13 protein-coding genes are annotated in these 13,592 nt (G+C 70.1%); 2 read left to right on the top strand and 11 right to left on the bottom strand.

Features of this window, described 5'->3' with window-relative positions:
* Positions 1-29: 29 nt before the first annotated feature.
* The gene (locus ITJ64_RS04030) at positions 30-1,076 is read left to right on the top strand and encodes an o-succinylbenzoate synthase (protein WP_370545024.1); all 1,047 of its coding nucleotides are present in this window, start codon (positions 30-32) and stop codon (positions 1,074-1,076) included.
* Positions 1,077-1,120: 44 nt separating this feature from the next.
* Here the strand turns inward: ITJ64_RS04030 and ccsB are convergent, their stop codons facing one another.
* From ccsB to ITJ64_RS04055, 5 genes are read right to left on the bottom strand one after another with little or no spacing between them, the layout of a single operon-like run.
* Positions 1,121-2,167, bottom strand: coding sequence for a c-type cytochrome biogenesis protein CcsB (gene ccsB / locus ITJ64_RS04035; protein ID WP_370545025.1), 1,047 nt, complete (start codon positions 2,165-2,167; stop codon positions 1,121-1,123).
* Positions 2,168-2,176: 9 nt separating this feature from the next.
* A complete protein-coding gene (locus tag ITJ64_RS04040; RefSeq protein ID WP_370545027.1) occupies positions 2,177-3,898 on the bottom strand; it encodes a cytochrome c biogenesis protein ResB in 1,722 nt (573 codons plus the stop codon).
* Complete coding sequence (locus ITJ64_RS04045; protein ID WP_370545028.1) at positions 3,882-4,664, bottom strand: cytochrome c biogenesis CcdA family protein; 783 nt, start codon at positions 4,662-4,664, stop codon at positions 3,882-3,884. Before ITJ64_RS04045 ends, ITJ64_RS04040 begins: the two co-directional genes overlap by 17 nt.
* A 1-nt stretch (position 4,665) precedes the next feature.
* Entirely contained in the window at positions 4,666-5,337 is a 672-nt protein-coding gene (locus ITJ64_RS04050) for a TlpA disulfide reductase family protein (RefSeq protein WP_194679471.1), read from the bottom strand.
* Positions 5,334-5,990: a histidine phosphatase family protein gene (locus tag ITJ64_RS04055; RefSeq protein ID WP_194679472.1), complete on the bottom strand. Its 657-nt coding sequence runs from the start codon at positions 5,988-5,990 to the stop codon at positions 5,334-5,336. Before ITJ64_RS04055 ends, ITJ64_RS04050 begins: the two co-directional genes overlap by 4 nt.
* A gap of 407 nt (positions 5,991-6,397) precedes the next feature.
* On the opposite strand from ITJ64_RS04055, the gene aspS reads away from it, so the two are divergent.
* On the top strand, positions 6,398-7,726 hold the full coding sequence (aspS, locus tag ITJ64_RS04060; protein ID WP_370545029.1) for an aspartate--tRNA(Asn) ligase: 1,329 nt from the start codon (positions 6,398-6,400) through the stop codon (positions 7,724-7,726).
* A gap of 18 nt (positions 7,727-7,744) precedes the next feature.
* On the opposite strand, the gene ITJ64_RS04065 is transcribed toward aspS, so the two are convergent.
* The 6 genes from ITJ64_RS04065 to ITJ64_RS04090 all read right to left on the bottom strand — a co-directional run bounded on the left by ITJ64_RS04065 (position 7,745) and on the right by ITJ64_RS04090 (position 13,538).
* Positions 7,745-8,302 carry a GNAT family N-acetyltransferase gene (locus tag ITJ64_RS04065; protein WP_370545030.1) on the bottom strand — a complete coding sequence of 186 codons (558 nt, stop codon included), beginning with the start codon at positions 8,300-8,302 and terminating at the stop codon, positions 7,745-7,747.
* Positions 8,299-8,598, bottom strand: coding sequence for a Dabb family protein (locus tag ITJ64_RS04070; RefSeq protein ID WP_194679473.1), 300 nt, complete (start codon positions 8,596-8,598; stop codon positions 8,299-8,301). Before ITJ64_RS04070 ends, ITJ64_RS04065 begins: the two co-directional genes overlap by 4 nt.
* Positions 8,595-8,858, bottom strand: a complete 264-nt coding sequence (locus ITJ64_RS04075; protein ID WP_194679474.1) for a glutaredoxin family protein — start codon at positions 8,856-8,858, stop codon at positions 8,595-8,597. Before ITJ64_RS04075 ends, ITJ64_RS04070 begins: the two co-directional genes overlap by 4 nt.
* Positions 8,859-8,909: 51 nt before the next feature.
* Positions 8,910-10,514, bottom strand: coding sequence for a glycoside hydrolase family 1 protein (locus tag ITJ64_RS04080; protein WP_194679475.1), 1,605 nt, complete (start codon positions 10,512-10,514; stop codon positions 8,910-8,912).
* Positions 10,511-12,580, bottom strand: a complete 2,070-nt coding sequence (locus ITJ64_RS04085; protein WP_194679476.1) for a beta-glucoside-specific PTS transporter subunit IIABC — start codon at positions 12,578-12,580, stop codon at positions 10,511-10,513. Before ITJ64_RS04085 ends, ITJ64_RS04080 begins: the two co-directional genes overlap by 4 nt.
* A gap of 118 nt (positions 12,581-12,698) precedes the next feature.
* Positions 12,699-13,538 (bottom strand): PRD domain-containing protein, encoded by an 840-nt coding sequence (locus ITJ64_RS04090; protein ID WP_194679477.1) that lies wholly within the window; start codon positions 13,536-13,538, stop codon positions 12,699-12,701.
* Between the last annotated feature and the right edge of the window lie 54 nt (positions 13,539-13,592).

Below are 13,592 nucleotides of genomic sequence, written 5' to 3' on the forward strand. Positions count from 1 at the left end.
AGAAGTGGTGCGGGGTCGAGGATGGGCAGGTGGACGACACCGACGACCTGCCCGAGCGAGACGGCCTGGCCGAGCAAGACAGCCTGCCCGAGCTCCACGACCTCCTCGACCGGATGCACGTGGTGGACATCCCGCTGAACACCCGGTTCCGCGGCCAGACGGTGCGGGAACTCGCCCTCTTCGACGGCCCGAGGGGCTGGACCGAGTTCTCCCCCTTCCCCGAGTACGGCGACACCGAGGCGAGCGCGTGGCTGCGCGCGGCGATCGACTTCGGCTGGAACGAGGTTCCCGCGGCGGTGGAGGGGCGCACGAGCATCCGCGTCAACGCCACGCTGCCGGCCGTGGCCGTCGAGCAGGTCGAGGAGGTGCTCGCCCGGTACGACGGCTGCCGCACCGTGAAGATCAAGGTCGCCGAGCGCGGCCAGACCCTCGACGACGACATCGCGCGGGTGCGCCGTGCCCGCGAGATCGTGGGCCCGGAGGGACGGGTGCGCATCGACGCGAACGGCGGCTGGAACGTCGACGAGGCCGAGCACGCCATCCGCAGCCTGGCCGAGTTCGACCTCGAGTACGTCGAGCAGCCCTGCGCGAGCGTGGAGGAGCTGGTCGAGATCCGCGAGCGGGTGGGCGAGTCGCTCGGCATCGCGATCGCGGCCGACGAGAGCGTGCGCAAGGCCGACGACCCGATCGCGGTGGCCCGCGCCGGCGCCGCCGACCTGATCGTGGTCAAGGCGCAGCCGCTCGGCGGTGTGGCCCGCGCGCTGCGGATCGTTGCCCAGGCGGGCCTGCCGGCGGTCGTCTCGTCGGCGCTCGAGAGCTCGGTGGGCATCGCGATGGGCGCGCACCTGGCGGCTGCCCTGCCCGAGCTCGACTACGACTGCGGCCTGGCCACCGTCGACCTGTTCACCGGCGACGTCGTGCTACCGGAAGCGAGCCTCGTCCCACGCGCCGGCACGATCCCAGTCGAGCGCCCCCGCGTCGACCCCACTCTGCTCGTCGAGCACCGGGCGACGGATGCCCGCCGGCAGTGGTGGGCCGAGCGCGTCACCCGCACCCACGCCCACCTCGCCCGCTGACCGCTGACCGCTGGGTCGATCAAGCCAGGAGAACGATCAGCCGATCACAGCCCCGAGTACGCGTGCAGACCCTTGAAGAACACGTTGACCACGCCGAAGTTGAACAGCACGGCCGAGAAGCCGACGATGGCGAGCCAGGCCGAGCGGGAGCCGCGCCAGCCGCGCGTGGCCCGGGCGTGGATGTAACCGGCGTAGATCACCCAGATGATGAAGGTCCAGACCTCCTTGGTGTCCCACCCCCAGTACCGGCCCCAGGCGCGCTCGGCCCAGATGGCGCCGGCGATGAGCGTGAAGGTCCAGAAGACGAAGCCGACGATGTTGACCCGGTAGGCCAGGCGCTCGAGGGTCTCGGCGTCGGGCAGGGTCTTGAGGAAGCGCAGGCGCAGCGTGGTGGCGAGGCGCGAGACCGAGTCGCCCTTGGTCTGCAGCAGCTGGATGACCGACAGCGCGCCGCCCAGGGCGAAGAACGCGGTGCCGAGGATGGCCACCAGCACGTGGATGACCAGCCACGCCGACTGCAGCGCGGGCGGCAGCGGGGCGACGCTGACGTAGTAGTTGACGGCGCTGACACCGAGCAGGATCAGCACGAGGCCGGTGACGAAGGTGCCGAGGAAGCGCAGGTCTTCACGCAGCAGCACGACGAGGAAGACGGCGACGATCAGCAGCGTTCCGGTGATCGAGAACTCGTACATGTTGGCCCACGGCACCCGCGAGGCCGCGACGCCGCGAAGGATGACGCCGGCGAGCTGCACGACGAAGGCGAGGATCGTGAACGAGACGCCGAGGCGCAGTGCGATCGAGCGCCGACCGGCGGCATCGACGCCGGCGAGCGACACCAGGGAGGAGTCGGGATCGGGGTCGGAAGAACCCCGCACGGGGCGGGCGGACGACGAGCCGCCGACGGTCGCCAACTCGGGCATGACCGTGGCGGACGCGGTCGACACGACGGCCGGCGTCGAGGCCCCGACGGCGGACTTCACCGTCGACGAGCGGCGAGCGAGATCGAGCGCGAACGCGATGAACGCGAGCGCGTACACGGCCATGGCCGAGTAGATGAGGATGATCGAGATCTCGTCGAGGGTTTGCGTCACGGTAGAAGCCTAAGCCTTGGTATCGGGGGGTGTGCCGGGAGTCGGCGAGCCTGTGGACGGAGCTGTGTCCGCCGGAGCGCTGCCGGCGTGCTTGTCGGCCAGCGCCGCCACCGCCTCCATCAGCCGCGGGTCGTCCCCGCGCGCCAGTCCGGCGTACTCCACGTGCACCGATCCGTCGGCCCGCGCGGTGGCCTTGACCCACAGCCGCCGCCGCGGGATGAACAGCGACGTCAGCAGCCCGGCGAGCACGAGCAGCGCGAACAGCAGCACCCAGCCCTGGGTCGCGTCGTGGTGCACGTCGAAGGAGGCGAAGCGCTTGACGCCGTCGAGCGAGACGGTGCCGAGGCCGTTCGGCAGCTCGGCGGTGTCGCCGGGCTTCAGCTCGATCGAGTCGACGCCGGTGGCGCCGCCCGTGAGCTGGTTCATGGTGTCGGTGTCGAGCGAATAGACGGACGCCGGGACGCCGTCGTTCAATCCGAGGTCGCCGTCGTAGACGTTCAGCGTCAGCACCGGGTACTGCAGGTCGGGGAACGACGAGAAGTAGACGCCGGACTGCGCCTCGGACTGGGTCGGGTAGAAGAACCCGATCATGCCCACCTGGTCGGGCAGGCCATCCGGAACCTTCACCACACCGAGGGAGGTGAGGTTGGCGTCCTGCGGCAGGAACGGCACCGAGTCGGTGAAGACGACGTCGCCCGCCGGGTTCCGCACCGTGATCGTCGGCGCGTAGCCGTTGCCGAGCAGGTAGACGTCGGTGCCGCCGATCTTCAGCGGGTCGTTCACCTTGATGTCGGCGTCGGAGACGGAGCCGTCGGCGTCGGTGGTGGTGACGGCGGCCGTGTAGTCCAGCGGCTGGCCGAAGGCCTTGAGCGACTGCGTCTCGTAGGTGGCCGAGAACGAGTCGAGGGTGATCTGGTAGGGCGAGAGCGCCCCGTCGCTGAAGAAGCGACCCGGGTTGAACGAGTCGTAGGCGAGCAGGGTGTTCACGAAGGTCTGCCCCTCGACGACCACGCGCTGGCCCTGGTAGCCGAACCCGCCGCCGATGCCCACGGCCAGAAGGATGCCGACGAGCGCCGAGTGGAACACCAGGTTGCCGGTCTCGCGCAGGTAGCCGCGCTCGGCCGACACCGAGGCGGTCTCGAGACCCGTGGCCCGGTCGACCCCGGTGAACACGACGGTGCGGTAGCGCTGGCGCTTCAGCAGCGCCCGCGCCGAGTCGACGACGGAGGCGGCCGAGGCACTCGAGGCGGTGGACGCCGGCACCTCCCGCGTCGTGAACCCCGCCAGCCGCGACAGCCGCGCCGGCGTGCGGGGCGGCTTCGCCCGCAGCGCGTCGAAGTGGTGCTTCGTGCGCGGGATGATGCAGCCGATCAGGGAGACGAACAGCAGCAGGTAGATCGACGAGAACCAGACCGAGGTGTAGACGTCGAAGGCCTGGATCTTGTCGAGCACCGGCGCGAGGTCGGGGTTGTCGACGAAGTACTGAGTGACGCCGTTCGGGTCGGCCGCGCGCTGGGGCACGAGCGATCCGGGCACCGCCGCGAGGGCGAGCAGCAGCAGCAGGAACAGCGCCGTGCGCATGCTCGTCAGCTGCCGCCAGAACCACCGCAGGTACCCGACGAAGCCCAGCTTGGGCAGGGCGACGTCGTCGGAGCCGGGCCCGGAGCCGGAGCCGAACGACGGCCGCCGCGCGGGGTCGGGAGAGTCGATGTGATCAGATGGACGGGACAAAACCGGAGATCACCGCCTGCAGCTCGTAGATCCACAGCGACCAGAGCCCGGTCACCATCAGCAGGCCGATGACGACCAGCAGCACGCCGCCCACGATGTTGATTGTGCGGATATGCCGCTTGAGGAATGCGACCGACCCGGTCACCCAGTTCAGCCCCAGCGCGACCAGCAGGAACGGCACGCCGAGGCCGATGCAGTAGAAGAAGCCGAGCAGCAGGCCGTTCCAGGCCGAGCCGCTGGTGAGGCTGAGCGCCTGGATGGCGCCGAGGGTCGGGCCTATGCACGGCGTCCAGCCGAGGCCGAACACGATACCGAGCAGCGGGGCCCCGGCGAGGCCGGTCGCCGGGCGGAAGGCGGGCTTCAGCGTGCGCTGCAGGAAGCTGAACTGGCCGATGAAGACGAGCCCGAGCGCGATCACGACGACACCCATGATGCGGGTGATCAGGTCCTGCCAGCGGAAGAGCCAGGTGCCGAGGGCACCGAACGCGGCCGAGTAGGCGAGGAAGACGAGCGAGAAGCCGAGCACGAAGAGCGAGATGCCGAGGAGCATGCGCCGCCGGGCATCCTTCGCCGCTTTGCGCGCCTCTGCCTCGGAGGAGCCGGTGGAGGTGGGAATGCCCGCGATCCCGCTGACGTAGCCGAGGTACCCGGGCACGAGCGGCAGCACGCACGGCGACGCGAACGACACCAGCCCGGCGAGGAGCGCGATCGGGATGGCGAGCAGCAGCTGTCCGCTCAGGACGATCTCGGCGAAGGGATTGTTCACGTCAGCCGGCAGCCGGGGTGGGCGACGGGGACGAGGTCGCACCGGGCTCGGGCAACGTGCCGAGGCTCGTCTTGATCAGCGTGTCGAGGATGGCCGGCTCGCTCACACTGCCGAGGATGCGGGCCGCCACGCGGCCCTCGGTGTCGAGCACGAGCGTGGTCGGCACCGCGTTCGGGGCCACCGTTCCGGCGAACGCGTACTGCATCGCGCCGTCGGTGTCGATGATGGAGGGGTAGGTGACGCCGTAGTTCTCGGCGAAGGAGCGTGCGGTGGCCGCCTGGTCGCGCACGTTGACCCCGAGGAAGGAGGCGCCGGTGCCCGCGTACTCGGTATTCAGCTTCTCGAGGTCGGGTGCCTCGGCCCGGCACGGGGCGCAGCCGGCGTACCAGAAGTTCAGCACGAGCACCTGCCCGGCGTAGTCGGCCGAGCTGACGGGGTCGCCGTTCTCGTCGGTTCCCTCGAACGCGATGGGCTCGCCGCGATCGGCCTCGTTCACCTCGGTGACGGTGCCGTCGCCCGAGATGTAGCCCTTGCCGCTGCCCTCGAGGTACTGCTCGGCCAGGGGGTCGTTCGAGCATCCGGCCAGCAGCAGGGCGACCAGCGCCAGACCCGCGGCGACGCCGACGCGAGCACGCGAGCGGGACGAGCGGGATCGGGAAGACGTGACCGTCATACCGCCCCCACGTCGGTGGCCTCGGCCTGCAGCCCCGCGGCCGGGTCGCTGTAGCCGACCTCGACGAGCGTGCCGTCGCGCAGCTCGAAGCTCGTGATGCTCGACAGGGAGCAGCGGCGTTTGCGGGGGTCGTGCGGGAGGGATTCGCCCACGATGGAGCGGTGCGCCATCCAGATGGGGAGCTGGTGGCTGACCATCACGACGTCGCCCGCCTCGCCGGACGCCTCGGCGGCGGCGTGCGCGTCGGTCATCGCCGCGCGCATCCGCCCCGCTATCGAGGTGAAGTGCTCGCCCCAGGCCGGCAGCCACGGGTTCCAGAGGAAGCGCCACATGCGCGGATCGCGGAGTGCGCCGCCCTTGCCCTCCATGCGCCGGCCCTCGAAGGCGTTGGTGGGCTCGATGATGCGGTCTTCGATCGAGGGCTCGAGACCCAGGGCCTCGGCGATGGGGCGGCCGGATTCGCGCGCCCGCTGCAGAGGGGAGGTGTAGAGAGCGGCGATCGGCCGGTCGCGCGCGACGATGTCGGCCGCGGCCGCCGCCGCCATGCGGTGGCCCAGTTCGGAGAGGCCGAAGCCCGGGATGCGGCCGTAGAGCACGCCGCTCGGGTTGAAGACTTCTCCGTGGCGGACGAGGTGGATCTGGCGGGCGGGCACCCGACAAGTCTACGAGCGCACCACCCGAGCATTCGCCGAGAACGAGGAGTCCGTCGATTGTGAAGGCACGCTACAAGAGACGTGTAGAACTATGAGATTGTGCTGAACAGTCTCACGGGGTGGAATAGAGGACAGAAAGGCTTACTCATGACTCTCATCACGCTCTCCGCATTCGCTCTCGTCTCCCTCGCCGGCATCGCCGCCACCGTCCGTGCCATCGGCATCGACGGCTACCACCGCGTGCCCACCCGCAAGGCCTGACGCAGCGATCCACCCCTAGACCCTGAGCAGCCGGGCGTGCAGTCCCGCCGCTCAGTCCGAGCCCACCGGCGTGCAGTCCGGTCCGCTCGGTCCTGCGCCGGCGCCGGCCCCCGTGCGCCGCGGCGGCGCAGGTAGACTTCTCTACCGTGACCGAACCCGTGAGCGCCTCCACCCGCACCCTCGTCAAGAACCTGTCCGCCCTCGATGACGGCCCGGTGACCGTCTCGGGCTGGGTCGACACCGTTCGCGATCAGAAGAAGGTGCAGTTCGTCGTCCTGCGCGACGAATCCGGCGCCGTGCAGCTCGTGAACCCGCGCACCGACGACACCGCCGAGGTCGCCGAGACCATCTCCGGCTTGGCGCAGGGCTCCTTCATCACCGTCACCGGTGAGCTGAAGCACGACGAGCGCGTGAAGCTCGGCGGCATCGAGGTCAAGCTCGCGAGCCTCGAGGTCGTCACCGCGGCCATCCCCGAGACGCCGATCGCGGCCGACTCGGGCATCGACAAGCGCATGGACTGGCGTTTCCTCGACCTGCGCCGCCCCGAGCAGAACCTCGTCTTCCGCGTGCAGACCACGCTCGAGCACGCCTGGCGCACCTACTGGGTCGAGCATGACTTCATCGAGATCCACACCCCGAAGCTGATGGCCTCGGCGAGCGAGTCGCGCGCCGAGCTGTTCGAGGTCGAGTACTTCGAGACCAAGGCCTACCTGTCGCAGAGCCCGCAGTTCTTCAAGCAGATGGCCCAGCCCGCCGGCTTCGGCAAGGTCTTCGAGGTCGGGCCCGCGTTCCGCGCCGACCCCAGCTTCACCAGCCGCCACGCCACCGAGTTCACGAGCGTCGACGCCGAGATCTCCTGGATCGACTCGCACGAAGACGTCATGCAGCTGCACGAGGAGCTCATGGTCGCGGGCCTCCGCGCCGTGAAGGAGAAGCACGGCGAGGAGATCAAGGCCCTCTTCGACGTCGACATCGAGGTTCCGACGCAGCCGTTCCCGCGCATCCCGCTCGCCGAGGCGAAGGAGATCGTGGCCTCACGCGGCTATGTCGTGCCCCGCGAGGACGACGACATGGACCCGGAGGGCGAGCGCCAGATCGCGGCCTACGTCAAGGAGACCTACGGCCACGACTTCGTCTTCCTCACCGACTATGCGGCGAGCATCCGGCCGTTCTACCACATGCGCAATGCGGGCGACGAGACGATCACCAACAGCTACGACCTCGTCTACAACGGCGTCGAGATCTCGACCGGTGCGCAGCGCGAGCACCGCGTCGAGGTGCTGATCGAGCAGGCGAAGGAGAAGGGTCTCGACCCCGAGGAGCTCGGCTTCTACCTCGACTTCTTCCGTTACGGGGTGCCGCCGCACGGCGGATTCGGCATGGGCCTCTCGCGCGTGCTGATGCTGATGCTGCACCAGACGAACCTGCGCGAGGTCGTCTACCTGTTCCGCGGCCCGACGCGGCTCACGCCGTAGGGCGCTGCCCGGCGCGGCTCACGCCGTCGGGCGAGGCGCCGCGAGCGCGTAGCGCACGTGCGGCACGAGCGGCGAGCCCGCGGGCACCCGTGGGTTGTCGAAGTGCTCGACCGGCTCCATGCCGAGCCGGCGCATCACGGCCTGCGAGCGCTCGTTGAGCACCGAGGTGACCGAGCTCACCTCGTCGAGCCCGAGCGTGTCGAAGGCGAAGCGGATGCTCGCCCGCGCCGCCTCGGTCGCATACCCCGCGCCCCAGAAGGCCCGCGCCAGCCGCCAGCCGACCTCGACCCCGCCGAACGCGTCGGGCATCGGCGTGAGCCCGGTGAAGCCGAGGAACTCCCCCGACTCCGGCAGCTCGAGCGCCCAGAGCCCGTAGCCGTGCTCCTCGAACGAGGAGTCGGCCCGCGCCGCGAGGGCGTCGCTCTCGCCGCGCGTCAGTGGCCCCGGGAAGTAGCGCATCACCTCGGGATCGGCGTTCATCGCGGCGAACGGTGGCCGATCATCCGCTCGCCATCGACGGAGCAGCAGCCGTTCGGTGCGGACCTCGAAAGGCGTGGGCGGGGAACCCGCGCTCACAGCTCGAAGTCGACGGCCGCCCGCTGGGAGACGAGCGCCTTGATCTGCGGCACGACGGCCTGGTGCGACGGATGCACCTGGTACGCGTCGAGGTCGGCGAGCGTCTCGAAGTCGGCGACCAGCACGACGTCCCAGTTCGACTCGAAGTAGGCCATGTTCGGACCGACGGTGAGCGACGAGATCGACGGCACGAGCGGCGGCAGCGACGCCAGCAGCCGGGTGATCTCGGCGGCGGCCGCGGCGACCTCGGCGGGCTCGGTGGCGGCGACCTTCCAGGCGACGACGTGACGGATCATGCGGAGGCCTCCAGGAGGGCGGTGCGGAGGCGGGCCGGCTCGACCCGCCAGATGGTGTGGACCCGGCCCTCGATCATCACGACCGGGATCTCCTCGGCGAACTCGTCCCTCAGCGCCGGGTTGTCGAGGATCGACAGCTCGGTCACCTCGACCTCGACCGCGGGGGCCAGCGAGTCGATGACCTCGCGCACCACACCGCGGGCGTCGTCGCAGAGATGACACCCCGGCTTGGCGATGAACGTGAGGGAGACGGCGGCCACGCCCCCAGCCTAGGCGTTCCGCCGTCTCCCCCGCGGGGCATATGCGTCCGATCAGGACTCGTCGAGCACCGCCCCGTTCGTCGCGACCAGCCGCTGGTACCAGAAGAAGCTGTCCTTCCGGACGCGGTCGTACGACCCGTTGCCGAGGTCGTCCGCGTCGACGTACACGACGCCGTACCGCTTCGTCATCTGCGAGGTCGAGGCGCTGACGATGTCGAGCCCGCCCCACGCCGTGTAGCCCAGCAGCTCGACGCCGTCGGCGATCGCCTCCCGCACCTGCCGGAGGTGCTGCACGAAGTAGTCCACGCGATAGGGGTCGTGCACCGCTCTCGTGTCGGGGGTGCCGGCCGCCGCATCCGCCGCCGAGCCCTCCAGCACGTCGGTCGCACCCAGGCCGTTCTCGACGATGAACAGCGGGATGCCGTACCGGTCCCACAGGTCGTCGAGCACGTAGCGCAGGCCCTCGGGGTCGAAGTGCCAGCCCCACTCGGTGGTGGGCAGGTGTGGGTTCTTGATGGTCGAGAACAGGTTGCCGCCCGTCGCGCCGTACTTCTCGGGCGACACCGACGAGACCAGGCTCATGTAGTAGCTGAACGAGAGGAAGTCGACCGTTCCCTCCGCCAGCAGCGCCTCGTCGCCCGGCTCCATCGCGACGTCGATGCCCTGGTCGCGCCAGAAGCGGCGCACGGTGCCCGGGTAGCGTCCGCGCACCTGCACGTCGGTGTGGAACAGGTTCAGGTTGTTGTCGAACTGCGCCTTCACCACGTCGGCCGGGTCGCTCGACGCCGGGTAGTGGGCCATCCGGGCGAGCATGCAGCCTACGCGCGCCTCCGGGTCGAGCTGGTGCACGAGCTTCACGGCCAGCGCGCTCGCCACGAACTGGTGGTGCAGCGCCTGGTACGACGCCTGCCGCGGGTCGACACCGGGCGCCGGCTCGCGCTCGATCACGCCGCCTCCGGTGTACGGCTCGATCACCGTGGTGTTGATCTCGTTGAAGGTCAGCCAGTAGTGCACGAGGCCGCGGAACCGGGTGACGATCGTGCGGGCGTAGCGCTCGAAGTGCCCGATCACCTCCCGGTTCGTCCAGCCGCCGTACTCGGTCACGAGGTGCAGCGGCATCTCGTAGTGCGACATCGTCACCACCGGCTCGATGCCCCGCCCGCGCAGCCGGGTGAAGAGGCGCTCGTAGAACAGCAGCCCCTCCTCGTTCGGCTCGGTCTCCACCCCGGTCGGGAAGATGCGCGACCAGGCGATCGACATTCGCAGCGCCGAGAGGCCGAGCTCGGCGAAGAGCTCGACGTCGCCCTCCCAGCGGTGGAAGAAGTCGCTGCCCGAGCGCTTCGGGTAGCCCGCCGCGCCCCGGGTGGCCGCCGCCTCGGCGATGGTCTCGTCGCTCGCCTTCATCAGCGCACTGATGTCGACGTAGTCGCGGGCGGTGCGGAACGGGATCACGTCGGCCTGCGACAGGCCCCTGCCGCCCTCGTCGAAACCGCCCTCGACCTGGTTCGCGGCGAAGGCGACGCCCCAGAGGAACCCCTCGGGGAACGGCCCGGTCGCCCCGTGCGGGGCCGGGTCGGTCGCGGTCGGCGTCGCGGTCGCCCCGGCGGTCGCCCCGGCGGTCGCCCGAGATTCCGGATGCGCGGTGCCGGCGCTCATCGAACGGCCCCCTCGCCGACGCCCACCGGTTCGCCGCTCTCGACCGGCGTGACCCGGATCAGCGCGTCACCCGACCGCACCGGCCCCGTCGTGCCCGGATCGATGCCGTAGTCGCCGGAGTTCGTGATCACGATCACGCTCAGCGGATCGTTGGTGCGGCTGATCGCCTCGAGGTCGAAGTCGAGCAGCCGGTCGCCGACGAGCACGCGGTCACCGGCGGCGACGCGGCTCTGGAAGCCCTCGCCCTTCAGCGCGACGGTGTCGAGCCCGACGTGGATCAGCACCTCGATGCCCGAGTCGCTGCGCAGGCCGATGGCGTGCTTGGTCGGGAAGACCGTCACGACCTCGCCGTCGACCGGGGAGTCGACGATGCCGACCATCGGGCGGATGGCGGTGCCGTCGCCGACCAGGCGCTTCGAGAAGGTGCTGTCGGGCACGTCGTCGAGCGACACCAGCTCACCGGTCATCGGCGACGAGACGATCTCACCGAGCAGCCGGGCGCCGGTGGCCGTGGCACCGGTGGCCGTGGCCACGGCGGCTGGTCGCGCATCCGGAACCACAGCAGCCGCAGCAGGCCCCGCGGCACCAGTACCGGCACCCGCACCCGCAGGCGCCTGGGCAGGCGTCGCAACCTTCGCCGCCCCCGTCGAAGTCTCGGCCGTGCGCGCCAGGATCGACTCGTCGACCCCCAGCACCATCGCGACCACGGTCGACACCACGAACGCCACCGCGATGCCGACGATCGCCCAGATGAACGTCTCGCCCACGAGGCCGGGGAGCCCCGGCAGCCCGCCGTTGCCGGCGAGCACGTAGGCCTTCACGCCGAGGCCGAGCGAGATCGCTCCGCCCAAGCCGGCGCCGGCCATCGAGGCGATCAGCGGACGGCGCAGCGGCAGGGCCAGACCGTAGAGCGCCGGTTCGGTGACGCCCATCAGCGCGGTGAAGGTCGTCGAGAGCGAGAGGGCCTTGACCTGCGAGTTCTTCGCGCGCAGGAAGACGCCGAACACGGCACCGGCGGTGGCGAAGGTCTGCACGTAGGTCAGCGGCAGGAACTTGTCGAAGCCGAGCGTGGCCAGGTTCTGCAGGATGAACGGCACCAGCGCGTAGTGCATGCCCGTCATGATGATCAGCGGCAGCAGCGCGCCGATCACGAAGCCGGCCGGTGCTCCACCGTTGTCGAGCGCCCAGTTGATGCCGCCCGCGATGCCGTTGCCGACGAAGGTGCCGAGCGGGCCGAGGGCGACGAGCGTGACGGGGGCCACCACGACGAGGGTCAGCATGGGCACGACGGTCAGCTTCAGGAACGACGGGATGATCCGGGTGAGCCCGCGCTCGACCCACGACATCAGGTACACGCCGAGGAGCACCGGGATGACCGAGTACGAGTACGACACGTTCGTGACCGGGATGCCCAGCAGCCCGACCGGGTCGCCGGCCCCGAGCAGTGCGGTCAACGCCGGGTAGACGAGCACGGCGCCGAGCGAGCCGGCGACGTAGGGGTTCGCGCCGAGCTTGCGCGCGGCGGAGATCGCCACGATCACCGGCAGGAAGAAGAACACCGCGTCGGCAATGGCCGAGAAGATCAGGAAGGTCTGCGACTGCGGGTCGACCCAGCCGAAGGCGTTGATCAGCGCGAGCACGCCCTTCAGCAGACCGGCGCCGGCGATGGCGGGCAGGATGGGCGCGAAGGTGCCCGAGATGAAGTCGAGGAAGCGGGCGAAGGCGCGCTTGAGCGGATTGCCGGTGGCCTCGACGGGGTCGGAGCCGGAGCCCGAGGCGTCGGACGGGCCGGCGCCGTCGGCCCCCTCGGCGGGCGCGAGCCGCGGCAGCTCGGCGACGATCGCCCGGTAGACGTCGGGCACGTCGTTGCCGATGACGACCTGGTACTGGGTGCCGGCGTCGTTCACGCCCATCACGGGCGCGATGGCCTGCAGGGCTCCCTGGTCGGCCTTCGCGTTGTCGCGCAGGCCGAAGCGCAGGCGGGTGACGCAGTGGTACAGCGAGGAGATGTTCTCCTCGCCGCCGACCGCCGCGATGATCGCGGCGGCGTCTCGTTCGTACTTCATGGAACTCTCCTCGATAGAGAATCCCGGCTTCACGCGGTTGCCCTGACGCGGCTTCGGATTCGGTGTGTGTGTTCGGTTTCGGTGGGACGGATGGAACGGGTGGTGCGGGTCGTGCGGACTACAGGAAGTTGGCGATGTGCAGCCCGAGGTAGACCTTCTCGGAGGCGCTCATCGCGTGGCCGTGACTGCGCATCACGAAGGCGTCCACCTTGTCGACCGACACGAACGCCGCCGGCCGCTGCGACCGCAGCAGCTGCAGCAGCTCGGCGTCGTCGCGCTGCACCGACTCGCCGAGCAGCACGCGCTGGGCGAAGAAGCGCACGTGGGTGACGAAGCGCAGGTAGGCCGGGTCGTCGTCGCGGTAGTCGAGCCCGAAGTGCAGGCGCACGATGTCGAGCACCGCGCGGGTCAGCTCCATCATGCGCGCTGCGCTGTCGGCGGCGCCGCCCACCTGCGCGTTGATCACGTGCAGGGCGATGCTCGTCGCCTCCTCGGCCGGGAGCTCGACGTCGAGCCGGTCGTTGAGCTCGGCGACCGCGCTGCGGGCGAAGGCGTACTCGCTCGGATAGAAGCGCTGCACCTCCACGGCGAGCGGCACCGTGAACTGCTCGCCCGAGCGCACCCGCTGCACCGCGAACGACAGGTGGTCGGCGAGCGAGGCGTAGAGGCTGTCGCTGATCTTCGCCGTCAGCTCGGCGCGGGCCCGGGTGACGAGGTCGGCAGTGGCCGAGAGCACCTCGGCCGGCACGCTGCCGACGATCGAGGCGAAGTGCCGGCTCGCGGCGTCGTCATCGAGCCGGAAGATCTTCTCGATCATCGACTGGTCGATGGTGTCGCCCGGCTTCGACGCGAAGCCGATGCCCCGCCCGAAGACGATGACCTCCTGCAGGGAGTCGTCGAGCGCGTCGACGACGCTATTGTTCAGCACCCGCCGCACGATCATGGCTTCGCCTCGCACACATTCACTCCTAGGGACACTCGTGCTGTCGTCGTCGTCGAGAACAGCTGCGGT

Source organism: Herbiconiux sp. VKM Ac-1786 (assembly GCF_015350805.1).
In the GTDB taxonomy this organism is placed as follows: domain Bacteria; phylum Actinomycetota; class Actinomycetes; order Actinomycetales; family Microbacteriaceae; genus Herbiconiux.